21 protein-coding genes and 1 tRNA gene are annotated in these 26,940 nt (G+C 65.6%); 15 read left to right on the forward strand and 7 right to left on the reverse strand.

Going from position 1 to position 26,940, the window contains the following annotated elements; genetic code table 11:
* Positions 1 to 119 precede the first annotated feature (119 nt).
* Positions 120 to 521: a DNA-directed RNA polymerase subunit omega gene (gene rpoZ / locus ACIIOY_RS12640; protein WP_411035029.1), complete on the reverse strand. Its 402-nt coding sequence runs from the start codon at positions 519 to 521 to the stop codon at positions 120 to 122.
* A 409-nt stretch (positions 522 to 930) separates the two neighbouring features.
* Here rpoZ and ACIIOY_RS12645 point away from each other — a divergent pair, with 409 nt between their 5' ends.
* Positions 931 to 1,506: a LabA-like NYN domain-containing protein gene (locus ACIIOY_RS12645; protein WP_411035030.1), complete on the forward strand. Its 576-nt coding sequence runs from the start codon at positions 931 to 933 to the stop codon at positions 1,504 to 1,506.
* A gap of 220 nt (positions 1,507 to 1,726) precedes the next feature.
* The gene (locus ACIIOY_RS12650) at positions 1,727 to 2,194 is read left to right on the forward strand and encodes a hypothetical protein (RefSeq protein ID WP_411035031.1); all 468 of its coding nucleotides are present in this window, start codon (positions 1,727 to 1,729) and stop codon (positions 2,192 to 2,194) included.
* A 55-nt stretch (positions 2,195 to 2,249) separates the two neighbouring features.
* Here ACIIOY_RS12650 and smpB read toward each other — a convergent pair whose 3' ends face one another.
* Together smpB and dapA are read right to left on the reverse strand one after the other, a co-directional pair.
* Positions 2,250 to 2,729 (reverse strand): SsrA-binding protein SmpB, encoded by a 480-nt coding sequence (gene smpB, locus ACIIOY_RS12655; RefSeq protein ID WP_411035032.1) that lies wholly within the window; start codon positions 2,727 to 2,729, stop codon positions 2,250 to 2,252.
* A 1-nt stretch (position 2,730) separates the two neighbouring features.
* A complete protein-coding gene (dapA, locus tag ACIIOY_RS12660; protein WP_411035033.1) occupies positions 2,731 to 3,615 on the reverse strand; it encodes a 4-hydroxy-tetrahydrodipicolinate synthase in 885 nt (294 codons plus the stop codon).
* Positions 3,616 to 3,935: 320 nt separating this feature from the next.
* On the opposite strand from dapA, the gene ACIIOY_RS12665 reads away from it, so the two are divergent.
* Positions 3,936 to 6,005: a transglycosylase SLT domain-containing protein gene (locus ACIIOY_RS12665; protein ID WP_411035034.1), complete on the forward strand. Its 2,070-nt coding sequence runs from the start codon at positions 3,936 to 3,938 to the stop codon at positions 6,003 to 6,005.
* A gap of 128 nt (positions 6,006 to 6,133) precedes the next feature.
* Positions 6,134 to 7,012 (forward strand): alpha/beta fold hydrolase, encoded by an 879-nt coding sequence (locus ACIIOY_RS12670; protein ID WP_411035035.1) that lies wholly within the window; start codon positions 6,134 to 6,136, stop codon positions 7,010 to 7,012.
* 126 nt (positions 7,013 to 7,138) lie between these two features.
* Here ACIIOY_RS12670 and ACIIOY_RS12675 read toward each other — a convergent pair whose 3' ends face one another.
* Positions 7,139 to 8,176 (reverse strand): porin, encoded by a 1,038-nt coding sequence (locus ACIIOY_RS12675; RefSeq protein WP_411035036.1) that lies wholly within the window; start codon positions 8,174 to 8,176, stop codon positions 7,139 to 7,141.
* Positions 8,177 to 8,832: 656 nt separating this feature from the next.
* Between ACIIOY_RS12675 and ACIIOY_RS12680 the strand changes: the two genes are divergently transcribed.
* From ACIIOY_RS12680 to ACIIOY_RS12690, 3 genes are all read left to right on the forward strand, one after another.
* Positions 8,833 to 9,864 carry a porin gene (locus ACIIOY_RS12680; RefSeq protein ID WP_411035037.1) on the forward strand — a complete coding sequence of 344 codons (1,032 nt, stop codon included), beginning with the start codon at positions 8,833 to 8,835 and terminating at the stop codon, positions 9,862 to 9,864.
* A gap of 162 nt (positions 9,865 to 10,026) precedes the next feature.
* Positions 10,027 to 10,938 carry a tyrosine-type recombinase/integrase gene (locus ACIIOY_RS12685; RefSeq protein ID WP_411035038.1) on the forward strand — a complete coding sequence of 304 codons (912 nt, stop codon included), beginning with the start codon at positions 10,027 to 10,029 and terminating at the stop codon, positions 10,936 to 10,938.
* Between the two features lie 298 nt (positions 10,939 to 11,236).
* Positions 11,237 to 11,326, forward strand: a tRNA-Ser gene (locus ACIIOY_RS12690).
* Between the two features lie 299 nt (positions 11,327 to 11,625).
* On the opposite strand, the gene ACIIOY_RS12695 is transcribed toward ACIIOY_RS12690, so the two are convergent.
* Together ACIIOY_RS12695 and ACIIOY_RS12700 are read right to left on the reverse strand one after the other, a co-directional pair.
* A complete protein-coding gene (locus ACIIOY_RS12695; protein ID WP_411035039.1) occupies positions 11,626 to 14,883 on the reverse strand; it encodes a caspase family protein in 3,258 nt (1,085 codons plus the stop codon).
* 196 nt (positions 14,884 to 15,079) lie between these two features.
* Positions 15,080 to 16,201 carry a Gfo/Idh/MocA family protein gene (locus ACIIOY_RS12700; RefSeq protein WP_411035040.1) on the reverse strand — a complete coding sequence of 374 codons (1,122 nt, stop codon included), beginning with the start codon at positions 16,199 to 16,201 and terminating at the stop codon, positions 15,080 to 15,082.
* A gap of 203 nt (positions 16,202 to 16,404) precedes the next feature.
* Here ACIIOY_RS12700 and ACIIOY_RS12705 point away from each other — a divergent pair, with 203 nt between their 5' ends.
* The 5 genes from ACIIOY_RS12705 (at position 16,405) to iolB (ending at position 23,157) form a co-directional block, all read left to right on the forward strand.
* On the forward strand, positions 16,405 to 17,274 hold the full coding sequence (locus tag ACIIOY_RS12705) for a MurR/RpiR family transcriptional regulator (RefSeq protein WP_411035041.1): 870 nt from the start codon (positions 16,405 to 16,407) through the stop codon (positions 17,272 to 17,274).
* Positions 17,275 to 17,379: 105 nt separating this feature from the next.
* Positions 17,380 to 19,311, forward strand: coding sequence for a bifunctional 5-dehydro-2-deoxygluconokinase/5-dehydro-2-deoxyphosphogluconate aldolase (locus ACIIOY_RS12710; RefSeq protein ID WP_411035042.1), 1,932 nt, complete (start codon positions 17,380 to 17,382; stop codon positions 19,309 to 19,311).
* Positions 19,312 to 19,398: 87 nt separating this feature from the next.
* Entirely contained in the window at positions 19,399 to 21,249 is a 1,851-nt protein-coding gene (gene iolD, locus ACIIOY_RS12715; RefSeq protein ID WP_411035043.1) for a 3D-(3,5/4)-trihydroxycyclohexane-1,2-dione acylhydrolase (decyclizing), read from the forward strand.
* Positions 21,250 to 21,434: 185 nt separating this feature from the next.
* Positions 21,435 to 22,352 carry a myo-inosose-2 dehydratase gene (iolE, locus tag ACIIOY_RS12720; RefSeq protein ID WP_411035044.1) on the forward strand — a complete coding sequence of 306 codons (918 nt, stop codon included), beginning with the start codon at positions 21,435 to 21,437 and terminating at the stop codon, positions 22,350 to 22,352.
* Positions 22,353 to 22,362: 10 nt separating this feature from the next.
* Entirely contained in the window at positions 22,363 to 23,157 is a 795-nt protein-coding gene (gene iolB / locus ACIIOY_RS12725; RefSeq protein ID WP_411035045.1) for a 5-deoxy-glucuronate isomerase, read from the forward strand.
* Positions 23,158 to 23,387: 230 nt separating this feature from the next.
* Here the strand turns inward: iolB and ACIIOY_RS12730 are convergent, their stop codons facing one another.
* Positions 23,388 to 24,416 (reverse strand): extracellular catalytic domain type 1 short-chain-length polyhydroxyalkanoate depolymerase, encoded by a 1,029-nt coding sequence (locus ACIIOY_RS12730; protein WP_411035046.1) that lies wholly within the window; start codon positions 24,414 to 24,416, stop codon positions 23,388 to 23,390.
* A gap of 242 nt (positions 24,417 to 24,658) precedes the next feature.
* Between ACIIOY_RS12730 and ACIIOY_RS12735 the strand changes: the two genes are divergently transcribed.
* The 3 genes from ACIIOY_RS12735 (at position 24,659) to ACIIOY_RS12745 (ending at position 26,924) form a co-directional block, all read left to right on the forward strand.
* Complete coding sequence (locus tag ACIIOY_RS12735; protein ID WP_411035047.1) at positions 24,659 to 25,882, forward strand: acyl-CoA dehydrogenase; 1,224 nt, start codon at positions 24,659 to 24,661, stop codon at positions 25,880 to 25,882.
* A 135-nt stretch (positions 25,883 to 26,017) separates the two neighbouring features.
* The gene (locus tag ACIIOY_RS12740) at positions 26,018 to 26,374 is read left to right on the forward strand and encodes a hypothetical protein (protein WP_411035048.1); all 357 of its coding nucleotides are present in this window, start codon (positions 26,018 to 26,020) and stop codon (positions 26,372 to 26,374) included.
* A 121-nt stretch (positions 26,375 to 26,495) separates the two neighbouring features.
* On the forward strand, positions 26,496 to 26,924 hold the full coding sequence (locus ACIIOY_RS12745; protein WP_411035049.1) for a PilZ domain-containing protein: 429 nt from the start codon (positions 26,496 to 26,498) through the stop codon (positions 26,922 to 26,924).
* Positions 26,925 to 26,940: the final 16 nt, after the last annotated feature.

Here is a 26,940-nt window from a genome sequence, read left to right on the forward strand (position 1 = left end):
GGCATTCGCAATATAAAAAGAGGCAGTAGGAATTAGGCGATAGCCGATAGGGGTTGGCAGGGTCAGCCGACTTGCATGTAGTTCCTACTGCCTGCTGCCTACCCCCTAATTCCTCGCTCTCAGTAGTCGTCGCTCTTTTCCGGCGGCACGAGGCCTTCGATGCCGGCGAGCAGCTCTTCTTCCGACATGCGGTCGAAGGCGATCGTTTCCGGCTGGTCCTCGTCCTCGTCGGCGGTAACGGCCGAGGCGTCCTCGGCCAGGAGGCTTGCCGGATCGGGCTCCGGCTCGTCCACTTCCACATGCTTCTGCAGCGAGTGGATCAGGTCTTCCTTGAGGTCGTCCGGCGAAAGGGTCTCGTCGGCGATCTCGCGCAGCGCCACGACGGGGTTCTTGTCGTTGTCGCGGTCGACGGTGATGGCGGCGCCCTGCGAGATGAGGCGGGCACGATGGCTTGCAAGAAGAACCAGCTCGAAACGGTTGTCTACCTTGTCAATGCAATCTTCAACGGTGACACGGGCCATTGCCTGTCCTTTGTGATCGAGAATTTCAGGAGTTTGCATGCCCGATACAGGCAAAGGAAGGCAAATTCAAGTTTTTCCTTCCCTTCCACCCCGGCAGGAGGCGCCGTCCGGCGGTCCGGATAACCTGTGGTTGAGGCCTTCCCTTAGGGGAAGCGAAAGGCCGGACCATCGGACAGAGAAGGTAAGATGCGGGAACTATTCTTCAATTCCGAAGCTCTTGAATCCGCCCGAACGGCATCGGCCGGAAAAATCACCGACGCAACCTAGGTTTGCTTGGAAAGCGCGCGGCGCTGCCCTAAATGAAGATTATATGAAAAAGAGATAATTCAACCGCCTAGTGCATTGCGGCGGCGATAACCGGCCAAAACTCAACCGTTTTCCTCAACTTCTATTTAAAGGATTGCTCGATATGTTCGACCCCCGCGAGAAAATCGCCCTCTTCATCGACGGCGCAAATCTCTATGCGGCATCAAGGACACTCGGCTTCGACATCGACTACAGGAAGCTCCTCAAGGCCTTTCAGAAGCGCGGCTATCTCCTGCGTGCCTACTATTACACGGCCCTCATCGAGGACCAGGAATATTCCTCCATCCGCCCGCTGATCGACTGGCTCGACTACAACGGCTACAAGGTCGTCACCAAGCCCGCCAAGGAATTCACCGACTCGCTCGGCCGCCGCAAGATCAAGGGCAACATGGACATCGAGCTCGCCATCGATGCGATGGAGCAGTCCGAGACGGTCGACCACCTCGTCATCTTCTCCGGCGACGGCGATTTCACCACGCTCGTCGAGGCGCTCCAGCGCCGCGGCCGCAAGGTCTCCGTCGTCTCCACCATGCAGACCCAGCCGCCGATGATCGCCGACGACCTGCGCCGGCAGGCCGACTATTTCATCGACCTCGCCTCGCTCAAGGCCGAGATCGGCCGCGACCCCTCCGAGCGCCCGCAGCGCGCGGTGGAGCCGGTGGAGAATGTCGCGGACTGAGCCGCCCTTCCGCGGCGACACGGCGGCCTTGAAAAGAACGGGCCCGGCTCAAGGCCGAGGATGGCGGCAGGTGGGGCGCGGTCTGCCGCTAACCTTGAGCCGGCGCTTTCAATGCTTCGTTAAACATCGATTCAAATCCCCTTCCTGCCCGTCAAGCTTCTTCAAGACTCTGCGGATAGTACGGTACCGTACAGTCAATTCTCATCGGGCATCTTAAGACATGGTGGACGCAGTTTCGCTTTCGGGCAGCAGCTACCGGGCCGCATCGAACGCGCTCGACGTGCGGCCGGCCGCCGAGAGCCGCCCTGCCGCCGCGGCGCTTGCCGCCCTCGCGCTGCCGCAGCCCGTCACCGAGGTCTTGGCCCCGTCCGACACGGCGGAAGACCCCGGCGACCTCGGCTTCCTCTACGCACCGGGCAGCCTGGCGGGCATTTCCGCCCTGCCCTCCTACGCCGTGCCGCCGTCGCAGGCGACGACGGACGAACGGGTGGCCGCCGACCGCAGCCCGGCCGCGCGGCTCGCCGTCGACAGCAACGATCTCAACGCGCTGATGTCCTCGTTCCTGGTTCCGCGCACGCCGAGCGCCAACCCTGCCCCGTCGCCGGACATGCCGGCGGAGGCGAGCGGCGCACAGCTTTCCCAGAATGCGCGGCAATCGGTGATCGCACAGCTTTACAGCCAGTTCTGAAGAGGAATGGCGCGTCGCCTCCGCGGCGCGCAAAAGGCACCTTGCCGGATCCGCCTCAGCCGCGGTCGCGCAGCAGGCGGCTCTTCTGGCGGTTCCAGTCGCGTTCCTTCTCCGTCTCGCGCTTGTCGTGCAGCTTCTTGCCCTTGGCGAGCGCGAGTTCGAGCTTGGCCCGCCCGCTGTCGTTGAAATAGATCTTCAGCGGCACGAGGGTCATGCCTTCGCGGTTGATGGCGTTGCGCAGGCGGTGGATCTCGCGCCTCGAAAGCAAGAGCTTGCGCCGGCGGCGGGTCTCGTGGTTGAAGCGGTTCGCCTGGAGATATTCCGGAAGGTAGGAATTGATCAGCCAGAGCTCGCCATCCTCGTCCGAAGCGTAGGACTCCGCGATGTTCGCCTTGCCTTCACGCAGCGACTTGACCTCCGTGCCGGTCAGCACAAGGCCGGCCTCGTAGGTATCCACGATCTCGTAGTTGAAGCGGGCCTTGCGGTTCTCCGCCACAATCTTCCTGACCGTCGTCGGACGCGCTTTCGTCGCCATGTCAGTTCAGCAGGCCGGCGTGGCGAAGCGCCGCGTCGATTGCCGCCTCGGTGGCCGGCTCAAGCGTCGACAGGAGCGGCGACCGCACCGTCCGGTTCATGCCGCGCGTGCGGTGCAGCGCATATTTCGCGCCGCAAAGGCCGGGCTCCAGGAAGATCGCCTTGTGCAACGGCATCAGCCTGTCCTGATATTCCAGGGCCTTGGCATAGTCGCCGGCAAGCGTGGCGTTCTGGAACTCGGCGCAAAGGCGCGGCGCGACATTGGCCGTGACCGAGATACAGCCGACGCCGCCATGGGCGTTGAAGCCGAGCGCCGTCGCGTCCTCGCCGGAAAGCTGGACGAAGGCCTTGCCGCAGGCGATGCGCTGCTCGGAAACGCGCTCGATCTTGCCCGTCGCATCCTTGACGCCCATGATCGACGGATGCGCCTTGTGGAGCGCGCCCATCGTCTCCGGGGTCATGTCGACCACGGAACGGCCCGGGATGTTGTAGATGACGATGGGCAGCTTCACGGCCTCGGCGATCGCGGCGTAATGGGCGAAGAGACCCTTCTGCGTCGGCTTGTTGTAATAAGGCGTGACGACGAGGATCGCGTCCGCACCGGCCTTTTCGGCGTGCTGGGCAAGATCGATCGCTTCCTTCGTGTTGTTCGAGCCGGCGCCGGCGATCACCGGAACGCGGCCGGCGGCGACCTTGATGCAGAGCTCCACCACCCGCTTGTGCTCGTCATGCGACAGCGTCGGCGATTCGCCGGTGGTGCCGACCGGCACGAGGCCGTGGCTGCCTTCGCCGATCTGCCACTCCACATGCGCGGCGAAGGCTTCTTCGTCGACGGCGCCGGCATTCGTGAAGGGGGTGACGAGAGCGGGAATGGATCCCTTGAACATCTAGAACTCCTAGGACCAGAGCTGCCGTGCGGCTTACATGCTTTGGCCGTATTCCGTGGTTAAAAACTGCCGCACAATAATCATGTGACCGTCATGCGGCAAGCGGCGCGGCTGGCGTTTTTCATGCACGATCAAGGCGGAAACGGCGCAGGCGAACGAATATCCACCTCGCATGATCCGTCGCGTTGAAAGCGGCGGCGTTCACGGCTTAGTGAGCGCCACGGTTAAGGTTTCGTTAAGGCGATAAAGGATTAATGATTGTCGAAGTTCGGGCGGAAAGCAGGGGTCGGACACCGCCCGTCAGGCATCCGGGACGCAGCATGATCTCGAGAAACAGTTTTGCCCTTTGCGCCTTGCTGCTTGCCGGCGTCGCCGGCCTTGCGCTGCGCTCCTCGCCGGTGGAGGCCGAAGGCGGCTCCATGCCGGCGATAAGGCCGCTCGGCTTTGCGGCCGACATGCCGTCCAAGGACATCATCACGAATGCCATTCCGCGCTCGGACAGCCTGCAGCCGGCAAGCGCCGAGCTGCGCGCAGGCCTCGACGCGCTCTCCAACCGCGATGCGGCCGCCGCCATCGCCGCGCGCAACCGCCTGCCCGCCGACAGCCTCGACCGCCATATCCTGACCTGGGCCATCGCGGTTTCGGGCCAGCGGGGCGTGCCCTCCTGGGAGATCGCGAGCGCCCAGCGCGAGCTCAAGGGCTGGCCGGGCCTGAAGGCGCTGCGCGCCCATTCCGAACGGGCGCTCGCCCGCGAGAACCCGCCGGCGGACGACGTGCTCGCCGCCTTCGGCACGACGCGGCCCGAAACGGCGGAGGGCGCCATCGTGCTCTGCCGCGCGCTTGTTGCAAGCGGCGACACGGCCCGCGCCACGGAGATCCTGCGTTCCTTCTGGCACAAGGAAATCCTTTCCAAGGAGCTCGAAAGCCGGATGCTCGACGCATTCGGCCCGCTCTTCACGGCGGCGGACCACAAGGCGCGCATGGACATGCTGCTCTATCGCGACCGCGCCGACCAGGCGCAGCGTTTCGGCGATCTCGGCAAGGCGCAGTCGCTCTACCGCGCCTGGGCCGCCGTCCTGCGCAAGAACAGGAATGCCGGCGACCTCATCAAGGCGGTGGACGCGCGCTGGCAGAAGGACCCGGCCTATACGTTCCTACGCATCCGCCATCTCAGGAACAAGGAAGAGTACCGCGCGGCGGCAAAGCTCTTCGCCGCGATGCCGGAGGACCCGGCGCGCCTCGTCAATCCGGGCGCTTGGTGGAACGAGCAGCGTATCGTCAGCCGCGGGCTCGCCGATCTCGGCGACCACCGCGACGCCTACCGCATCGCCTCGCGCCATGGCGCGGACGAGCCGACGGACATCGTGGAGGCGGAGTTCCACGCCGGCTGGTACGCGCTGCGCGACCTTGGCGACGCGAAGACCGCGGCAAAGCATTTCCAGCGCATCCTGCAAGCCTCCGACCGGCCGCTTTCCGTCTCCCGCGCCTGGTACTGGCTCGGGCGCGCGGCGGAAAAGGGCGGGCCGGGCGAGGCGAAGGACTTTTTCGCCAAGGCGGCGAACTTCCCCGGCACCTTCTACGGCCAGCTCGCCGCCGCGCGGCTCGGCCGCACGGCGCTGAACGTCGCCTATCCGACGCCGACGACGCAAGAGCGCACCCGCTTCCACCAGCGCGAGGCCGTGCAGGCCATCGCCCGCCTGCAGGCCGCCGGCCACGGCTGGCGCGCCGACAGCCTCTACCGGGCGCTCGCCGGCGAGCTGGTAAATCCCGGCGAACTGGCGCTTCTTGCCGCGCAGGCGGAAAAGAGCGGCAACCACCAGCTTTCCCTGCAGATCGGCAAGATCGCCTTCGGCCGCGGCATCGACGTCGCCGCGCTCGCCTTCCCGATCGGCGTGATCCCCGACGGCGCCAACATCTCCGGCTCCGGCAAGGCGCTCGCCTATGCCATCGCGCGGCAGGAAAGCGCCTTCAACCCGGCCGCCGTCTCGCCCGCGAATGCGCAGGGCCTCCTCCAGCTTCTGCCGGGCACCGCCCAGGGCGTCGCCAAACGCTACGGCCTTGCCTATTCCAAGGAGCGGCTGACGACGGACGCCGCCTATAACGCCACGCTCGGCGCACACTATCTCGGCGAGCAGATCAGCGACTTCGGCGGCTCCTACGTGCTGACCTTCATCGCCTACAATGCAGGGCCCCGCCGCGTGCCGCAATGGATCGCCCGTTACGGCGATCCGCGCGGCAAGCCCATCGACGAGGTGGTGGACTGGATCGAGCGCATCCCCTTCTCCGAAACGCGCAGCTACGTGCAGCGCGTCATGGAGAACTACCAGGTCTACAAGACCCGGCTCGGCCAGAAGGCCGACATCGTGCATGACCTGCGCGTGGGGCGGTAGCGCCCCCGCTTCCCCGCGTATTTCCGCCTTTCTAAGGATCGTGAAAACGTCCTATCCTCCGGTTTTCGGCGGGAACCGCTGCACGCCTAGGCCGGAACCGCTTCACGCTGCAGCAGGCACGCAACCGCATGACGGATTTCATCAGCCGCTTCTTTCCTGCCCCGGACGGACCGCAACTGCATGCGCGGGACTACGGGCCCGCCTCGGGAGGAGAAGGGCGCCTTCCCCTCGTCTGCCTGCCGGGCCTCAGCCGCAACGCCCGCGACTTCCACCGGTTCGCCCTTTTCGTCTCGAAGGATCCCGTCTCGCCCCGCCGCGTCGTCGCCCTCGACTATCGCGGGCGCGGGCTTTCCGCCTATGACGACGATCCGGCGAACTATAATCTATCCATCGAATGCCGCGACGTGATCGCGGTGTGCCAAGCGCTCGGCATCGCGCGCGGCCTCTTCGTCGGGACGTCGCGCGGCGGGCTCATCCTGCATGTCATGGCTGCGGTGCAGCCCGACCTCGTCGCCGGCGCGGTGCTCAACGACATCGGCCCCGAAATCGAGGCGGAAGGCCTGAAGGAGATCCGCGACTACCTGGCGGCACGCTCCCGGCCGGCGAGCTTCGAGGCGGCGGCCGATGCGCTCGAACGCATCCACGGGCCGACGTTCCCGGCGCTGACGCGCGCCGATTGGCTGGACATGGCCGATGCCATCTATGCGCAAAGGGATGATGGGCGGATCGTCGCCGACCACGATCCGAAACTCGCCGACCAACTCCAGGCGATCGATTTCAGCAAGCCGCTGCCGACGCTCTGGCCGCAATTCGGCCTGCTGGCGCAGCGCCCCCTGCTCGTGGTGCGCGGGGAACATTCCCGGCTGTTTTCGGCGCAAACGCTGGCGCGCATGGCGGCGCACGGCCCGAACGTGAAGACCGTGACCGCCGAAGGCCAGGGCCATGCCCCGCTCCTCCATCTTTCCGGCCTGTTCGCGCAGGTAAAGGCGTTCGTGGACCGCCTCTAGGCGTGCTTTCCGGCAGGTCATCCGGAGACCTGCCCGCGCCGGCCGGGAGCGGCAAGACGGATAGCCCAAAACGAAAAACCCGCAGCCTCGAAGAGACTGCGGGTCGATCTTTAGCTCAACTTCAGATTAGAAGTCGCGCTGCAGGCGGAGGAAGCCGCGAACGAAGTCGTCGTCACCGTTGATGTCGTTGTAGTCAACCGTACCCTTGAAGTTCAGGCCGGAGACGATCTGGTAGTCGACCGTCAGGCCAACGCGCCACATGTCGGGCGAACCAGCGCCGTCGAAGTTGAGGTCACCGAAGTACTGAGCAGCCGGGGTGATCGTGAACTTTTCCGTAGCCTTGAAGGAGTACGAAGCAGCAACGGTCCACTCGGAAGCTTCCCAGTAAGCGTTCGGGTCGGACGCCCAGATACCAGCGAGCTGGAAGGTGCCCGGGCCGAGTTCAGCCGACAGGATGGCGCGGATGGCGCCTTCTTCAACGCCGGCGTCGTAGCCGCCGAGGACGTCGAGGTTCACGCCGCCGAGCGAGAAGCCGACCGTGCCGGCGATACCGACATTGTGGTGGGTTTCAAGCGTGAACGGGTGGAAGTAGCCTTCGATTTCGTCGACCGAAGCGCCTGCACGCCAGGTGCCGCCATCATAGGTGTAAGCAACCGAGTTGAAGCGCGTGACGTTGCCGAGCGAGTCGGTTTCGCCGTTGATGCCGCTATCCCACCAGCTGTAGAAGTAACCGACCTTGAAGCCGCCGAGTTCGATGAAGGCTTCATCGATACCGAAGCCGCCGTTGCGGCCCTGGTCTTCAGCGTTGGCTTCGAGAGCGATGAACGAGCGCAGCGTGCCGAGTTCGGTGTCGTTGCGTGCGTCGAAGTTCACGTGACCGCGGGTGAATGCATCCCAGTCAGAATGGTCGCGGCTGCGCAGGAAGTCCTGGCTGAGGCTGCCGTACTCGTCGCGGCCGAAGCCGACCTGGAAGCGGACGAAGCCGCCGATCTTGAGGCAGGTTTCGGTGCCCGGGATGTAGAAGAAGCCGGTGCCGAAGGCGTCGCAGACGCGAACGTATTCCAGCGGCTCGGGTTCAGCAGCAACGATAGCGTCGGCGGCCTGTGCGCCGGATACTGCTGCGAGCGCAGCAGCGGAGCCGATAAGAAGGCTCTTGATGTTCATTTCTGACCTCCAGTCAAAAAGTTTCAAACGGGTCTGGGTTTTTTGCTGAAGGACAGCGTTCCCTGCCCCATCCCCAAGTTCAGGAAGCGGACGATCAACCGCCCCTGCTTCCGAAGCTGAAAATACAAGACGCGCTTGCGTAAGCAATCTCCAAACTGAAACGAGGCGGGGTTTGTGTCAGCCTTCGCCCCGTCCTGTTGCGCAAAGGACACAAAATGGCCGTGCGGATCGCTAAAAGTTTAAAGATCATTAACAAAATGCCTTATGAAGCGGGCACTTAGCCGCCCTTTTCGACGGGGCCGGCCTGCCACAAAGCCGGCAGGAACGGGGCAAATTCGGCGCCTCACGGTGGCAGGCGGGCATTTTTACAAGCGCCGCGCTTTGCCGGCGGGCACCGCTGGCGGGATGAAAAGCGGGAATCGCGCCTGGCGCCGCTGCTCGATTCGCGGCCGAGTCGCGGCGCGGCCTGCGGCGGGCCGAACGGCGGGGAGCCGGCCCGTTTTCGAGAGGGCACCAAGGCGGATCTGCCTTCCGCCGGCGGCCGCGCCTGCCGCCCGTTTCCCGCATCCACTCTCTATATATGCGTGAATTGGCGTGCCGGAGGTTGATCTGCGCCGGCGAACGCACGCCCGGGCCTCTTTGACTGGAGGTCAGAAATGAACATCAAGAGCCTTCTCATCGGCTCCGCTGCTGCGCTCGCAGCAGTATCCGGCGCACAGGCCGCCGACGCTATCGTTGCTGCTGAACCCGAGCCGCTGGAATACGTTCGCGTCTGCGACGCCTTCGGCACCGGCTTCTTCTACATCCCGGGCACCGAGACCTGCCTCAAGATCGGCGGTTACGTTCGTTTCCAGACCGAGTTCGGCCGTGATCTGGTGGGTTCGTCCGACTGGGATTCTTGGACGCGTGCCCGTGTCACGTTTGATGCAAAGTCGGATACCGAACTCGGCACGCTGACGAGCTTCATTGCTATCCACGGGGAAAGCAGCCGTGGCTTCCCGGGTGGGGCTACGAATAGCCTTACCTATGATGCCAACGGCAGTTTGATCGATCATACGGACGGCTTCTACGTTGAGGAGGCTTACATCGAGCTCGGTGGCTTCCGTGTCGGTACGTTCCTGAACTGGTGGGATGACGACCTTATCGGCGAAACCGAAATCGCTTCCACGACCACCCGCTTCACCTCGGCCCGCTATGTCTATGACGCCGGAACTTTCCGTGCCGGCCTGAGCGTCGATGAAATCGAATCCACGAAGCCGAACGGTGTCGGTATCTCCGGTATGCTCGGTGCCGTGCTGGGCGGCGTGAGCTTCGAGCTGCTCGGCGCTTATGACACGGAACTCGAAGAAGGTGCCGTCCGCGCTTGGCTGTCCGCTGAAGTTGGTCCGGGCACGTTCGAGTTGGCGGGTTGGTATGCCAGCGGCCCGAACGTCTACTTTGAAGAAGCTGAATGGAGCATCGCGGTCGACTATGCCTTCCAGGCTACGGAGAAGCTGCGCATCACCCCCGGCTTCCAGTACTTCAGTGACCGTCACCTGATCAACGGCAACGACGCCTGGACGGGTGGTTTGACCGTGGATTACACCGTGGTTGAAAACCTCGCCTTGAAGGCGACCGTCAATTACTACGACGAAGACATCGCTGGCGACTCCGTCACCGGTTTCCTTCGCCTTCAGCGCAACTTCTAATTTGAACGCGCATTCTAATCCAACCTGACTTTGTCTTCGTTGGAAGACCCGGCTTTCAAGCCGGGTCTTCTTGTTTCAGCGGACTCTTGGGCCAACAGAAAGAAACGGTAACCATTTAATGCAACCAATGCGCGTTCAGGGAGGGAAGCGACAGGGGTCAGCATGCCAAATCACACCCAAGTAAACGCTATTTATTGCCTGAATTATCAACTCATTGATGCGTGTAACCAGACGGCCCGGCGTGTCAGTCTCCGGACGCTTCTCGACCGCTATGTCGATGTCCTGTGGGAGCCGGGCTCGCACAAATACAATGTGTCGTCCTTCGTCGGGGAACTGGACGAGATCCTGTTCGGCGCGGAGTTTTCCGATTTCACGGACGAGTTGCTGGACAGGCTGGTCGCCGCGCTGCGCAAGCGCGGGAACAGCAATGCCACAATAAACCGCAAGATGGCGGCGCTGAGCAAGCTGCTGCGCAAGGCGCACAAGATGGGCGACATCCGCAGCCTGCCGGAATTCAAGCGGCTGAAGGAGAAGGCGGGGCGGATCCGCTTTCTCGAGCCGGACGAGGAAAAACGCCTCTTTGCCGCGATGCACGAGAAATCGGACATCTACGGCCGCTTCTGCATCTTCCTCATCGATACCGGCGCACGGCTCGGCGAGGGGATCGGCCTGCGCTGGCAGGACATTCACGGCGAGCGCGTCACCTTCTGGCTGACCAAGAGCGGCAAGAGCCGCTCCGTCCCGCTCACGGAGCGGGCCGCGGCGGCGATCCACGCCTCGGAGAGGACCAAACGCGGCCCCTTCACCGGCATCGTCCAGGCGAAGTTCCGTGCGGCGTGGAACGAGGCGAAGCAGGAGGTGGGGCTGGGGGCGGAGCCGGACATCGTGCCCCATATCCTTCGCCACACCTGCGCGTCCCGGCTCGTCCAGGGCGGGATCGACATCCGGCGCGTCCAGACCTGGCTCGGCCACCAGACGCTGCAGATGACCATGCGCTATGCGCACCTGGCTTCCGGCGACCTCGACATCTGCGTGCCGATCCTGGAGCGGGCCGCCCGCGCCAAGGCGAAGTAGGAAGCCGTCCGGCGCCGGCGGGAACCGGCTTGCGCCCAGGGAATCAGGGAGCGGCAGCGCCTCGCAAAGCCGGCACCTTCCCTTTCCGCAACGAGCGTCCGCACGCCGGCGCGCGATTTTCCGGCCGGGCGAAACGGCGCGGAAGCCGCACGGAAAGCTTTCGGGAACGCGCCGGAGACCGGGGATATGTTCGCATCTGTTCCCCTCGCCGGCATGCCGGAGAGGCTATAGAAACTTCGGCATAAAATGGAAAAAAGCCTTGCAATCTCAGCCCATGCCGCATAGTGAAACCGCGAGCGGAGAGGTGGCCGAGTGGTCGAAGGCGCTCCCCTGCTAAGGGAGTATACCGGAAACGGTATCGAGGGTTCGAATCCCTTCTTCTCCGCCAGTCCCCACTCTTTGATATCCCCCCCCCGATCCAACGGGTCGGCATGGTATCTGCGAACCGCGGGTAGACACGCGGCTTTTCCCCCTCCGTCGCCCGCGAAGACGTGGAATGAGTTGCAGTGCGTCCCGCGGGGGACGGGCGTACAGGAAGTACGATTTCGGCCGCATCTCGATTCTCACGAAACCCGGCGGTTCCCGATAACCTTCGGAACGCCTGCGGCGTGTCTTGGCAGCCAAGCAAAAGCCGCTGGAAACGGTGCCTTTCCAGCGGCTTGGTTTTTTGGCACCCGGCCGGGCGGCTCAGGTGCGGGCGGCCAGGCGGTCGATCGCGTTCTGCGTCGAGGCGCCGAAATCGCCGTCGATCGGGCCGTTGTAGTAGCCGCGGTCCTTGAGGATCTGCTGGAACTCCCTGCGGAACTGCGGCGTGAAGTTCGCCGGCGAGCCCTTGAGCTCCTGCAGCTTGCCCTGGTCGCCGCCCTCGACGCTGGCGGCGGCCCAGCGAGCGGCTTCCTTGGCATTGGCGCGCGTGCCGAGGCCGTGGTCGTAGAGGCGGGACAGGTTGCCCATGGCGTAGGTGTTGCCGCCGTTCGCCGCCTTCTCGTACCAGTCGCGGGCCTGGACATAGTCCTGCTTCACGCCGTTGCCGACGTCGTAGAGCCAGCCGAGCGAGGCCATCGAGTAGTAGTCGTTGAACGCGGCCGCCTTCTCGTACCACCTGCGGGCCTCGGCATAGTCGACCGCGACGCCGAGGCCGGACTGGTAGGCATAGCCCACCGACGACATGGCGTTGACGTCGCCGCCTTCCGCGCCCTTCTTGTACCAGTCGAGCGAGACGGCGTAGTCCCGCGGCGTGCCGAGGCCCTCGCGGTAGAACCAGCCCATCGTGGCCTGCGCATTGGCATAGCCCTGCTCGGCGGCCTTGCGATACCACTTGATCGCCTCGTCATAGTCCTTGCGCGTGCCGTTGTAGCCTTCGCGGTAGAGCCAGCCGAGCGAGGCCTGGGCATAGGGATTGCCGGCATTCGAGGCCTGCTCGAACATGCGGGTGCCCTTGGCCATGTCGACCGGGCCGTCCGTGCCGTAGATCGAGTACCAGGCAAGGTTCGTCAGCGCGTAGAGGTTCCCCTCGTCGGCCGCCTTCTGGTAGTGCTCGCGCGCCTTCTGGAAGTTGCGCGCCGCGTCGTGGGCACGGCCCAGCATGTTGCGGATCATGTTGTCCGACGGATTGGCGCTGAGCGCCGCCTCGCAGACCGGGATCGCGCGGCCGTAGTCGATCTGCGCGAAGAGCTTGCCGACGAAGCCCGGGCGCAGGTTCGGTTCGCCGGCCAGCTCATAGCACTGGTCGGCATCCGAGCCAGTGAGCGTGGCCGTCGACTGGCCGGTCGTCGTCGTGGTCGTGGTCGTGGTCGTGGTGGAGCTCGACAGCGAGCCGTCGTTGCGGCCCGTCGCGAGCTTGTCGATCGCGGCCAGCGTCGCAGGGCCGAACTCGCCGTCCGACGAGCCGCTGTAATGGCCGCGCTCGCGCAGGAGGTTCTGCATCTCCATGCGGAAGGCGGCCGTGAAGTTGCCGGGGGTCTCCTTCAGCTCCTTCAGCTTGTTGGCATCGCCGCTCTCGACGCTCGCGGCGGCCCAGCGCACGGCTTCCTTGGCATCGGCCGGCGTGCCGAGGCCCTGGTCGTAGAGGCGCGACAGGTTGCCCATGGCATAGGCGCTGCCGGCATTGGCGGCCTTCTCATACCAGTAGCGGGCTTCCACATAGTCCTGCTTCACGCCGTTGCCGACGTCGTAGAGCCAGGCGAGCGAGGCCATCGAGTAGGAATCGCCGATATTGGCGGCCTTCTCGTACCAGATCTTGGCCTGCGCGTAGTCCTGTGCCGTGCCGAGGCCGTTCTGGTAGGCCCAGCCGAGCGAGGACATGGCGTTGGCGTCGCCGGCGTCCGCGGCCTTGCGATACCAGGCGAGCGACTGGACGTAATCCTGCGACACGCCGAGGCCTTCGCGGTAGAACCAGCCCATCGTCGCCATGGCATTGGCATAGCCCTGGTTGGCCGACTGCTGATACCACTTCACCGCCTCGTTGTAGTCCTGGCGCGTGCCGCCGTAGCCCTCGCGGTAGAGCCAGCCGAGCGAGGCCTGGGCGTAGGCATTGCCGGCGATCGACGCCTTCTCGAACATCGAGAGGCCCTTCGGCACGTCGACCGGGCCGTCCGTGCCGTAGATCGAGAACCAGCCGAGGTTGGTGAGCGCGTACATGTTGCCGAGCTCGATGGCCTTCTCGTAGTTCCGCCGGGCCTCGACATAGTTGCGGTCGGCGTCGTGCGCGCGGCCGAGCAGGTTCACCAGCATGCCGTCGGACGGGTTTTCGTTGACGGCCTGCGCACAGGCGGCAAGCGCCCGCTTGGCGTCGATCTTCAGGAAGTTGACGCCCATGAAGCCCGGCAGCGACTGCGGTTCGCCGGCGAGCAGGTAGCAGTCCCGCGAGGCCGGCGTCTCCTTGGACGTCAGGTCGACGCTGAGGCCCTTCTTCGGCTCCAGCGCGGCGATGAGCTGTTCGGCCTCGCTGCGGTGCGTGCTGTCCGGATAGCGCTCGATGAAGCGCTGGAGCGCGGCCGCATCGGTCGAGCCCTTGAGCGCTTCCCAGGCGATGCCGGCGGCATCCTGGCCGTCGTTCTGGGTGGCCTCCTTGAGGCTGGCGAGCTTCTTCTCCGCCAGCATCTTGTAGACCGGGTCCTTGCCGTGCTTGGCGATGAAGGCGCTGATCAGGTCCTCGTCGGCAAGGTCGCGGATGTTCTGCCAGTCGGCCGCCGCCTCGGACTGGCCGTTCGGCGAGACCTCCTGCGTGTTGCCGCTGTTGGTGACGTTGATGTTCACTTCCTTGATGTTGAGGAAGATCTGCGCGCCGCCGAGCGAGCCGTAGACGAAGGGCTCCTGCTCGCGGTTGGTGGCCTGCACCACCTCGTCGCGGACCTTGCCGAGCGCGATGCGCACGTCGAGGCCGGGTTCCGTCAGGTACTTGGCCAGCGCCGTGGCGAACGGGCTGTTCCTGCCCTCCCCGTCGAGCGCCACCGTGCCGGCCTTCGAGGCGAAGGCGATCAGCGTGTCGGCCGATTCGGGCTCGACGCGGGCAAGGCCGCGCGTCACGGCGCGGGTGCCGATCGAGCGGGTCATCGACTGGGCGAACGGGTTGTTGCGGCAGGCGTCGAGAATGAAGAGCTTCAGCTTCTTGGCGCCTTCCAGCGAGCGCTGGACGCGGTCGATGGCGACGCTCTCGTCCTCCACGTCGCGGTCGCTCTTCAGCGCCGCGTCGACCGGGATCAGATAGTTGACCCCGTTCATCTCCATGGCATGGCCGGAATAATAGACCACCGCCATTTCCGCATCGATCGAGTCGTCCTCGAACTCGCGCAGCGCCTTGACCATCGCGGCGCGGTCGAGATCGAAGACGGTCTTCACGGAATCGAAGCCTGCGCTCTCGAACGAGGCGCGCATCAGCTCCACGTCGTTCGCAGGATTGTTAAGCTGGGCCGTCTCTTCGTATTTCTGGTTGCCTATCAGCAATGCAACGCGTTTCGCCTCTGCGGCGCCCGCATTGAACACAATGACAGCAATCGAGACAAAGAAGACCGGCGCCCAGCGTTTTTGCATTCGCTTGAACATGCCCTTCCCTCCGGCATTATTGCCGCCAGTATTACGTATGGCCCATGCCGTTTCAATGAGCATGCAACCGGATTTTTTTGGCCCGGCCGGCGAAAAATCACGCCGCGCCGATCTCCACCCAGCGCCCCTCGCGGAAGGACCGCGCCATCGCATGCACGGATTTCTCGATGCGCAGGCCATGGTTGAAGTCGATGGAATGGGAGGCCATGCCGGCGATGGCGGCGATCAGCTCGCGGCATTCGATGACCTTCAGGTCGTTGAAGCCGAGGCCATGGCCGGGGGCCGGGATGAAGCGGTCGTAGGGCTTGTGGTGCGGGGCGGCGAGGATCGTGGAGAAGCCCTGCTCGGTGGCGCGGCCGTCGGCCGTGTAGAGCTGGAACTCGTTCATGCGCTCCTGGTCGTAGAGGATCGAGCCCTTCGAGCCGTAGATCTGCAGCGCGATGCGGCCCTTGCGGCCCCAGGCCGCGCGGTTGGCCATCAGCACGCCGGAAATGCCGCCGGGAAGGCGCATGAGCACGCTCGCGATGTCGTGGTTCTCGACGGCGCGGCGCCCGCCCTCCTTCAGCGGCCGGTCGGCATAGGGTTTCGCGAGCGCGGCGATGACCGCCTCCACATGGCCGAACAGGCTCCACAGCAGCGAAAGCGGGTGCACGGCGAAATCGTCGAGCGCGCCGTAGCCGGAGGACGCCTCGCTCTTCCAGTAGAACAGCGCTTGCGGATCGGCCATGAAGTCCTCGTCCATCTCGATGCGGACATGGTTGACCGTGCCGATCCGGCCCTCGTCGATCAGCGCGCGGATGTGGCGCACCACCGGGTTCTGGATGTAGTTGTAGCCCATGACCGCGACCTTGCCGGAGGAGCGCTGGGCGGCGAGCATGCGCTCGGCATCGGCAAGGGCCGGCGCCATCGGCTTCTCGCACCACACGTGCTTTCCGGCCTCCAGCGCGGCGATCGCCATTTCGGCGTGGAACTGGTTGGGCGTCGTGACGGAGACCACGTCGACCTCCTCGTCGGCAAGCAGGTCGCGCCAGTTCGCGGTCGACCTGGCGAAGCCGAATTCACGGGCGCGGGCCGCGGCAAGGCCGGTATCGGCCTCGGCGAGATGGACGAGGCGCGGGCGTTCGACGTCGCCGAAGACCGTGCTGACATTGTTCCAGGCGAGCGCATGGCACTTGCCCATGTAGCCCGTGCCGATCAGTCCTATACCCAGGGCCTTCATGACGAATCCTTCCTCCGCTTTGTCCGTGCGCCGCTCCGGGCGTAAAACCGCTACGCGGCCGTGCCGGAATTGCTATATCTCGCCCACGGCGTTCCGGGCGCAATGCATAGCGGGAAAGATTTGGAACGGAAACTATCTTTTCTGACGATATGGAATATTTATTTCATTTGTCGCAGAATGGCCGCATGAGGGAGAACGGATCCATGAACAACAGCGAAGCGGCCCTTGCGCGCGTGCCCCGCGATTTCGACAGCCTGCGCAGCGTCATCATCGAACGCAAGTCGACCATGCCGAAGCGGCTGGCGCAGGTGGCGGCCTATGCGCTGTCCAACCCGGACGAGATGGCTTTCGGCACCGCGGCGAGCATCGCGACGGCGGCCGACGTGCAGCCCTCGACGCTCGTGCGCCTCGCCCACCACCTCGGATACGAGGGCTTTTCCGACCTCCAGAACGTCTTTCGCGCGCGGCTGCGCGATAGGACGCTTTCCTACGAGGAACGGCTGCTCTCGCTGGAGGCGGGGCCGGCGGCCAACAGCGACACGGAACTGCTCTCGGGCTTCCTGACGGCGGCGAGCCAGTCCGTCGCCCGGCTCGCCAGCACCATCGACGGCGAGACCTTCTCCAAGTCCATCGAGCTGCTGGCGCGTGCCGAGACCATCTATCTCGTCGCCAAGCGCCGCTCCTATCCGCTGACGGCGCACATCGCCTATGCCTTCGGCAAGCTCGGCATCCGCCACCAGATCATCGCCTCGCCGAACGGCATCGATCCCGAAATGGTGCAGTTCGCGACGGCCAGGGACGCCGTCATCGCCGCCAGCTTCTCGCCCTATGCCGCCGAAAGCCTGACGCAGGCGCAGGAACTCGCCGCCCGCGGCGTGCCGATCGTCGCCATCACCGACTCGGTCTTCTCGCCGCTGGCCGCCTCCGCCACCCACTGGTTCGAGGTGTCCGAGGCGGACTATGCCGGCTTCCGCTCGCTTTCCGCCTCCATGGCGCTCGCCATGGCGCTGCCCGTCGCGATCGCGGAAAAGCGGCGCAGCCTCAGGCGGTCCGGGCGGAATGCCGTGGAATAAAAACGGAATGTATATTCCGAATTGACATAATAATGGAATTCATGTTTCATTTTCCCGCAATGCCGCCGCGCTTCCATGACGGCGCCGTAAGACCGGGAGGACGACATGCCCCATATTGACCGCGACCAGGGCCGGACGCTCGACGTCATCACGATCGGCCGCTCGTCCGTCGATCTCTACGGCCAGCAGCTCGGCACGCGCCTGGAGGACACGGCCTCCTTCGCCAAATCCGTCGGCGGCTGCCCGGCCAACATCGCCATCGGCACCGCCCGCCTCGGCCTCAGGTCCGCGCTCATCACCCGCGTCGGCGACGAGCAGATGGGCCGCTTCATCCGCGAGCAATGCGCCCGCGAGGGCGTCGAGGTCGCGGGCATCCGCACCGACCGGGAGCGCCTGACGGCGCTCGTGCTGCTCGCAATCGAGGCCGAAGGCGTCTCGCCGATGATCTTCGTGCGCACGGACTGCGCCGACATGGCGCTCGACGAGGACGACGTGGACGAGGATTTCGTGCGTTCCTCCCGCGCCGTGCTGGTCTCCGGCACCCATTTCTCCCGCCCCAACACCGAGGCCGCGCAGCGCAAGGCGATCCGCATCGCCAAGGAGAACGGCGGCAAGGTCATCTTCGACATCGATTACCGGCCGAACCTCTGGGGCCTTGCCGGCCATGCGGAAGGCTTCGAGCGCTACGTGAAGTCCGACCGCGTCTCGGCCATCATGAAGTCCGTGCTGCCGGACTGCGACCTCATCGTCGGCACGGAAGAGGAGATCATGATCGCCTCGGGCGCCGACGACGTGCTCTCCTCGCTGAAGGCGATCCGCGCCGTCTCGCCGGCCACCATCGTCCTCAAGCGCGGCGCGATGGGCTGCATCGTCTATGACGGGCCGATCTCGGACGACCTGGAGGACGGTATCGTCGGCCAGGGTTTTCCCATCGAGGTCTACAACGTGCTCGGCGCGGGCGATGCCTTCATGTCCGGGTTCCTGCGCGGCTGGCTCACCGGAAAGGACCATGCGACCTCCGCCACCTGGGCCAACGCCTGCGGCGCCTTCGCCGTCTCGCGCCTGCTCTGCTCGCCGGAATATCCGAGCTGGGAGGAACTGACCTTCTTCCTGGAAAACGGCAGCCGGCACCGGGCGCTCAGGAAGGACGAGGCGATCAACCACATCCACTGGGCGACGAACCGCAAGCAGGGCGGCATCCCGCTCCTCATGGCGCTCGCCTGCGACCACCGCATGCAGCTCGTCGACGTCGCCGACGAGCTCGGCGTGCCGCACGAGAGGATTTCCGCGTTCAAGCGCCTCACCGTCGAGGCCGCCGCGCGCGTCGGCGAAGGCCGGCCGGGCTACGGCATGCTGATCGACGAGCGCTTCGGGCGCGATGCCTTCTTCGACGCCGCGACGAAGAACTTCACCTGGCTCGGCCGGCCCGTCGAGCTGCCGGGCTCCAGGCCGCTGCGCTTCGAGTTCAGCCAGGACATCGGCTCGCAACTCGTGGAATGGCCGCTCGACCATTGCATCAAATGCCTGTGCTTCTATCATCCGGACGACCCGGCGGGGCTCAAGGCCGAGCAGCAGGAGAAGCTGCGCACGCTTTTCGAGGCCGCGCGCCGCGTCGGGCGCGAACTGTTGATCGAGATCATCGCCGGCAAGAACGGGCCGCTCGCGGATGATACGGTGTCGACCGCATTGCAGGAGCTCTACGACCTCGGCATCAAGCCGGACTGGTGGAAGCTGGAGCCGCAGGCATCCAGCGAGGCGTGGCGGAACATCGAGGCGGTGATCACAAGGAACGACGATTATTGCCGCGGCATCGTGCTGCTCGGGCTGGAGGCGCCGACGGAGGAGCTGGTGAAGGCGTTCGAGGCGACGAAGGTGGCGCCGGCCGTGAAGGGCTTTGCCGTCGGCCGCACCATCTTCATCGAGGCCGCCCGCGCCTGGATGGCCGGCAGGATGGACGACGAGGCGGCGATCGCCGACATGGCCGGCCGCTTCCGCGAGCTGACCGACGCGTGGCTGAGGACGCGCGGTCTCGGATGAGGCTGCGGCATGCTTCCCTCTCCCGCCCTTGCGGGGGAGAGGGAGCGCGACGCGAGCGAAGTGAAAATGAAATTGCGGGAGGACCCCATGGCAAAGACGATCCGGCTGACGATGGCGCAGGCCGTCGCGCATTTCCTGAAGGCGCAGATGACCGTCGTGGACGGCAGGAAGGTGCCGATCTTCGCGGGCGTCTGGGCCATCTTCGGCCACGGCAACGTCGCGGGCATGGGCGAAGCGCTCTACCATGTGCGCGAGGAGCTGCCGACGCTGCGCGCCCATAACGAGCAGGGCATGGCGCACGCGGCGGTCGCCTTCGCCAAGGCGAGCTTCCGCCAGCGCTTCATGGCCTGCACCACCTCCATCGGCCCCGGCGCGCTCAACATGGTGACGGCGGCCGGCGTCGCGCATGTCAATCGCCTGCCCGTCCTCTTCCTGCCCGGCGACGTCTTCGCCAACCGCATCCCCGACCCGGTGCTCCAGCAGATCGAGGATTTCGGCGACGGCACCGTCTCGGTCAACGACGCCTTCCGCTGCGTCTCGCGCTATTTCGACCGCATCACCCGCCCCGAGCAGATCGTCCCCGCGCTGAAGCGCGCCATGCAGGTGCTGACGGACCCGGTCGACTGCGGCCCCGTGACGCTCTCGCTCTGCCAGGACGTGCAGGCGGAAGCCTACGACTATCCGGCGAGCCTTTTCGAGGAGAAGGTCTGGACCCACCGCCGCCCGCGCCCGGACGCGGAAGAGCTTGCCGCCGCCATCGCCACGCTGCGCAAGGCGGAAAAGCCGCTGATCATCGCCGGCGGGGGCGTCCTCTATTCGCAGGCGACGGCCGAGCTGAAGGCCTTCGCCGGCATGCACGGCATCCCGGTCGCCGTCACGCAGGCCGGCAAGTCGGCAATCCCCGACGACCATCCGCTCGCCATGGGCTCTGTCGGCGTCACCGGCACCTCGGCGGCCAACGCCTTTGCCGAGGAGGCGGACGTCATCCTCGCCGTCGGCACGCGCCTCCAGGACTTCACCACCGGCTCCTGGGCGCTCTTCAAGAACGAGGCCGTCACGATGATCGGCCTCAACACGGTGCCCTTCGACGCGGCCAAGCACGGCAGCCAGCCGCTCGTCGCCGATGCGCGCGAGGGGCTGACGCTGCTTTCCGAAGCGCTCGGCGGCTGGAAGGCGCCGGCCGCGGTCGAGGGGGCAGCGAAAGCCCGCAAGGACGAATGGATGGCGGCCGCGAACAAGGCGACCGCCGCGACCAACGCGGCCCTTCCCTCCGACGCGCAGGTCATCGGCGCGGTGCAGCGCACGATCGGCGGGGAGAATTCCATCCTCGTCTGCGCGGCCGGCGGGCTTCCGGGCGAGCTGCACAAGCTCTGGCAGGCGGTGAAGCCGGGCGGCTACCACATGGAATACGGCTTTTCCTGCATGGGCTACGAGATCGCCGGGGCGCTCGGCGTCAAGCTGGCGCGACCGGAGGCGGATGTCGTCGTCATGGTCGGCGACGGCTCCTACATGATGATGAATTCCGAGCTCTCGACCTCGATCATGCTGGGCAGGAAGCTTACCGTCGTCGTGCTCGACAACCGCGGCTACGGCTGCATCAACCGGCTGCAGATGGGCACGGGCGGGGCGAACTTCAACAACCTCCTCAAGGACGCGATGATCGAGACCATGCCGGACATCGACTTCCGGACGCATGCGGAAAGCATGGGCGCGGTCGCCGTCAAGGTCTCCTCCATCGCCGACCTCGAAACGGCCATCGAGCAAAGCAAGGGCAACGACCGCACCTCCGTCATCGTCATCGACACGGACCCGCTGGTCACCACCGAGGCCGGCGGCCACTGGTGGGACGTCGCGGTGCCCGAGGTCAGCCCGCGCGCCGAGGTCAACAAGGCGCGCGCGGCCTATGAGAAGGCGCTCGAAGCCCAGCGGATCGGCTAGGATAGAGAAGAGATACCCGCCCTCCTCTCCTCCGTCATCCTCGGGCTTGACCCGAGGATTCGCCCCCCACGCGGCGCACCGGAGGGCGTGGCATGGATCCTCAGGCCAAGCCCGAGGATGACGAAAGAGAGGGAGGGAGAGACAATAACACGGAAGGCCCATCGCCTTCCCCAAGGAGACCGCAGATGAAAGCCAAACTCGGCATGTCGCCCATCGCCTGGTGGAACGACGACCTTCCCGAACTCAGCGACGACGTCTCGCTGGAGGAATGCCTGCGGCAATCCCGCAGCGCCGGCTTCACCGGCATGGAGCAGGGCCGCCGCTTTCCCTCCAATCCCGAGGAGATGCTGCCCATCCTGCGTGCGGCCGACGTGACGCTGTGCGGCGGCTGGTTCTCCGGCACGCTGGTCGACGAGGAGCTTGCCGCCAACAAGGACCGCATCGCGCCGATGATCGAGCTGTTCAAGGCGGTCGATGCGCCCTGCATCGTCTATGGCGAGGTGGCCCGGTCCATCCAGGGCGACCGTTCCAAGCCGCTCGCCACCAAGCCGCGCCTTTCCGACGACGAGATGAAGGCCTATGCGCGCAGGGTCACGGAATTCGGCGAATGGTGTGCCGACCGGGGCATGCCGCTCTCCTACCACCACCACATGGCCGCCGTCGTCGAGACCGAGCCGGAGCTCGACGCCTTCATGAACAATTCCGGCGAAGGCATCCCGCTGCTGCTCGATGCGGGGCACCTCGCCTTTGCCGGCGGCGACGTGCTGCGCGCCATCGACAACCACCATGCCCGCATCAACCACGTCCATGTCAAGGACATCCGCAAGGCCGTGATCGACGGGATCGACCGCAGCAAACAGTCCTTCCTCGACGCGGTGGCGCTCGGCGCCTTCACGGTGCCCGGCGACGGCTCGCTCGATTTCGGCGCCATCGTCCGGCGCCTTGCCGATTACGGCTACGAGGGCTGGTTCGTCGTGGAGGCCGAGCAGGACCCGCGCAAGGCGCCGCCGCAGAAGATGGCCGAGATCGGTCATGCGGAGCTGATGCGCGTCATGACGGCCGCGGGCTATACCGTGGAGACGGAAGGCTTCCCGAAAGGATAGGAACACGCTCATGCCGAACCTGCTCAGAAAACCCGAGGGCACCCATGGCCGCGTCAGCCATGTGACGCCGGAAAACGCCGGATGGACCTATGTCGGCTTCGACCTGCACCGCATGAAGCCGGGCGAGATCGTCGCGGCGGAGACGGGAAGCCGCGAGGTCTGCCTCGTGTGGATTTCCGGCAAGGGCAAGGCGACGGCGGGCGGCGAGGATTTCGGCGTCATCGGCGAGCGCATGAGCCCGTTCGACGGGCCGCCGCACGCGCTCTACGTTCCGGCCGATTCCAACTGGTCGGTGACGGCGGAGACGGACCTGGAGCTCGCCGTCTGCTCGGCGCCCGGCGGCGGCGACTACAGGGCGAAGGCCATCCCGCCCGGCACGCATCCGAAGCTGACGCGCGGCAAGGGCTCGAACGTCCGCCACGTCCACAACATCATGCCGGAGGACGACAACTCGGCCCGTTCGCTGCTGGTCGTCGAGGTGATCACGCCGAACGGAAACACATCCTCCTACCCCTCGCACAAGCACGACCGGGACGACCTGCCGAACGAGAGCCTGCTCGAAGAGACCTACTACCACCGCCTCAACCCGCCGCAGGGCTTCGCCTTCCAGCGCGTCTACACGGACGACCGCTCGCTCGACGAGGCGATGGCGGTGGAGGACGGCGACGTGACGCTGGTGCCGAAAGGCTACCACCCCTGCGCCACCATCCACGGCTACGACCTCTACTACCTCAACGTCATGGCCGGGCCGAAGCGGGTGTGGAAGTTCCACAACGCGAAGGAGCACGAGTGGCTGCTGGGGTGAGCGGGCGCGAGACCTCTACCCGGCCGCATCCCTTCGAACGGACCGGCCCCCATCTCTCCGGCAACTCGTCTATGCGGTTGCCCCTCATCCGGCCTGCCGGCCACCTTCTCCTTGGCTGCGGGGCGAAGGGAATAGGATGCACCGTTTTCCTCCAGCAATGCCCGTTCGTGGGGCACGTCCCCTCTCCCCTCTTGCGGGGTGAGGGGCAACCGGGAAGAATGGCGCAGCCCCTACCGCTTCCACTTGCGCGTCAGGCCCCATTCCTTGGCGATCTCCAGCGTCGAGGAAAAGCCCGCTTCCAGCATGAAGGGCTCGGCGGACACCGCGTAGCCGCCGCCTTCGCCTGAGAGCACCGGCGTGCCGTGGCCCATGCCGTCGATCGCGTGGAAGGTGACGAGCGGGCGGCCGTCCTTGTCCGGCCAGATGCGGGTGCGCCGGCCCTTCATGCGCTTTTCCACGAAGGCGTCCTCCGGCAGGCGGTAGAGGTCGCGCCATTGCTCGACGAGCGCGAGGCCGTTCGAGAGCGAGACGGTCTCGTCCGCCGTGCCGTGCCAGATCGATATGGCCGGCTTGCGGGCGATGCGCGGGGAAACGGCGCGCACGAGGTCGCCCCATTCGCGGGCGGTGCGTTCCGGCGCCTCGCCCATGGCGTCGAAGGCGCGGGTCGCATCGCGCGCGGCGCCGAACGGCAGGCCGGCGATGATGGCGCCGCCGGCAAAGAGCTCGGGATAGTTGGCGAGCATCGCCGCGGCCATCGCGCCGCCGGCGGAAAGGCCGGTGACGAAGATGCGCTCCGGGTCGCTGCCCGCCCGCTCGGCCGCATGCGCCACCATCTGGCGGATGGACATCAGCTCGCCCCGGTCGCGCATCACCTCGCTCGGCCGGAACCAGGTGAAACAGCGCCGCGGGTTGTTCGCCTCGCGCTGCTCGGCATAGACGACGGCGAAGCCGCGCTCCTCGCCGAGCGAGGCCCAGCCGGCGGCGCGGTCGTAGCTTTCCGCGTCCTGCCGGCAGCCGTGCAGCACCAGCACGAGGGGACGCCCGGCAGGCAGGCCCTCCGGGATATGCTCGAACATGCGCAGGCTGCTCGGATTGCTGCCGAAGCCGGTGACCTCGGTGAGCGTGGAAGAGCCGGCCGGCCGCCGCCGGGCGACGGGCGCCTTGCGCTCGGGCGTGCGGTGGAACGGCCAGAACAGGTCACCCAGCCGTGCTTCGGCCGGCAGCAGCCGCTCGACCGATCGCTTGAAACGGTCCCGCATGCTTGGCCTTCCTTTCGTGGAATCGGTCGTGGAATTGCTCATCGTCAGGTTAATTGCTCATCCGGGGCGGCAGGATCAAGGCGAAACGGGAAAAATGCGGCGGGACGGCTCATTCTGCGGGCTCATGAGGGCATTCAGAAATAGCCAAAGCCTTCGACCGCCCTTTTCGTTCCCGCCCTTTCGGAGAGAAGGAAGCTGATGTAGCACTTCTGCCACGACGAAACCGCGACAGGAGGAAGTCCATGAGCGAGCACCACAGCGCCACTCCGCAGCAGGCCCGCGCCAGGATGGCGCCCTTCGACTGGGCCGATCCCTTCCTCCTGGAAGACCAGCTGACGGACGAGGAGCGCATGATCCGCGACACGGCGCGCGCCTATTGCCAGGACAAGCTCGCCTCGCGCGTCACCGAGGCGAACCGCCACGAGGTCTTCCACCGCGAGATCATGACCGAGATGGGCGCGCTCGGCCTGCTCGGCCCGACGATCCCGGAGGAATACGGCGGCGTCGGCGCCAACTACGTCTCCTACGGCCTCGTCGCCCGCGAGGTCGAGCGCGTCGATTCCGGCTACCGCTCGGCCATGTCCGTGCAGTCCTCGCTCGTCATGCACCCGATCTTCGCCTACGGCACGGAAGAGCAGCGCAGGAAATACCTTCCCAAGCTCGCCTCCGGCGAATGGGTGGGCTGCTTCGGCCTCACCGAGCCCGACCACGGCTCCGACCCCTCCTCCATGATCACCCGCGCCAAGAAGGTGGACGGCGGCTATCTCGTCTCGGGCGCCAAGAACTGGATCACCAATTCGCCGATCGCCGACGTCGCGGTCGTCTGGGCGAAATCCGACGCGCACGAGGGCAAGATCAAGGGCTTCGTGCTGGAACGCGGCATGAAGGGCCTGGAGACGCCGAAGATCGAGGGCAAGTTCTCGCTGCGCGCCTCCGTCACGGGCATGATCATGATGCAGGACGTCTTCGTGCCGGACGAGAACCTGCTGCCGGAGGTTTCCGGCCTCGCCGGTCCCTTCGGCTGCCTCAACCGCGCGCGCTACGGCATCGCCTGGGGCGCAATGGGCGCGGCCGAATTCTGCTGGCACGCCGCCCGCCAGTACACGCTCGACCGCAAGCAGTTCGGCAGGCCGCTCGCCGCCAACCAGCTCATCCAGAAGAAGCTCGCCGACATGGAGACCGAGATCGCGCTCGGCCTTCAGGGCGCGCTGCGCCTCGGGCGCCTCTTCGACGATCACCGCGCGCCGGCCGAGCTCATCTCGCTGATGAAGCGCAACAACTGCGGCAAGGCGCTCGACATCGCCCGCGTGGCGCGCGACATGCACGGCGGCAACGGCGTCTCGGACGAGTACGGCGTCATCCGCCACGTCATGAACCTCGAGGCCGTCAACACCTACGAGGGCACGCACGACATCCACGCGCTGATCCTCGGCCGCGCGCAGACGGGGCTGCAGGCGTTCCAGTAAGGCAAGCGCTTCGGCTTGCGGGCTCGCCCGAAGATCCATCCCCGGCCGCTCGTTCAAATGCGAGCGGCCGTTTTCACGTTTTATCCATCCCGTTTCGATACAATCCGGGTCCGGCAACACAAGCGGGAGGGCGCCATGCCCCTCGACAGCGTCCACGACCAGCTTCGCCTGCGCCATCCTAAGCGCAGCTTCGTCCAGTATCGCCTCGACAAGCCCGGCTTCGTCACGCCGATCGGCCACCATCTCAGCACGGCGATGCGCTATACCTGCCTCGTCCGCAGCATTTCCAGCGCCGGCGCTGTGCTCTCGATCAACAAGGCGCTGACGCTGCCGGAGAACTTCTACCTGGAGATCCAAGGCATCCGCGACGAGATCCCCTGCACGGAATTCAAGCGCGACGGCGAGGAGATGGTGGTGCGCTTCAACATGTTCCTCGACCCCGACTTCCTCGACCTGGTGCTCGGCCGCCGGACCGAAATGCACGGCGCGTAAGCGGATTCTCCCGAAGGTCCGGCGATTAAACTTTTAAGCATTTGTTTCAATGAAACAAAATACTCGCCTGCGACACTCCCGCCATCTGTCGGACATGATGTCCCCCATCGGGAGTGTGGCAATGAGTATCGGTGCCGATCCGCGGTCAGCCGCAGGGCTTTACGAGCGCAGATGGGAGCGTTTTGCGGTCAACCGGCAGGGCATGCTGATGACCGTGGGGTTCGACCTGGCCGCGCCGAAGATGCGCAGCTGCAAGCTGATCGACATATCGCAGGGCGGCGCGAGCTTCACCGTCACCACCACCCTCGGCCTGCCGCTCCACTACTACCTCTCCATCGTCGGCGTCGCCTCGCGCATCGGCTGCGCGGAGATCTACCGCAACGACAAACGCATCGGCGTGCAGTTCATCAAGGAGATCGACGAGGAACTGCTGCACACGATCGTGCGCTCCGACTATTTTACCGGCGGCGTCAACAATCGGCCCAGGAAGGAAGAGCGGCGCTACATGGTCGGCGTGGAAAAGGGCGGCATCGGCTCGACCCGCCCTTAAGCGTTCCACCCCTTAA

This window comes from Shinella agrisoli (genome assembly GCF_046557955.1).
Taxonomy (GTDB): domain Bacteria; phylum Pseudomonadota; class Alphaproteobacteria; order Rhizobiales; family Rhizobiaceae; genus Shinella.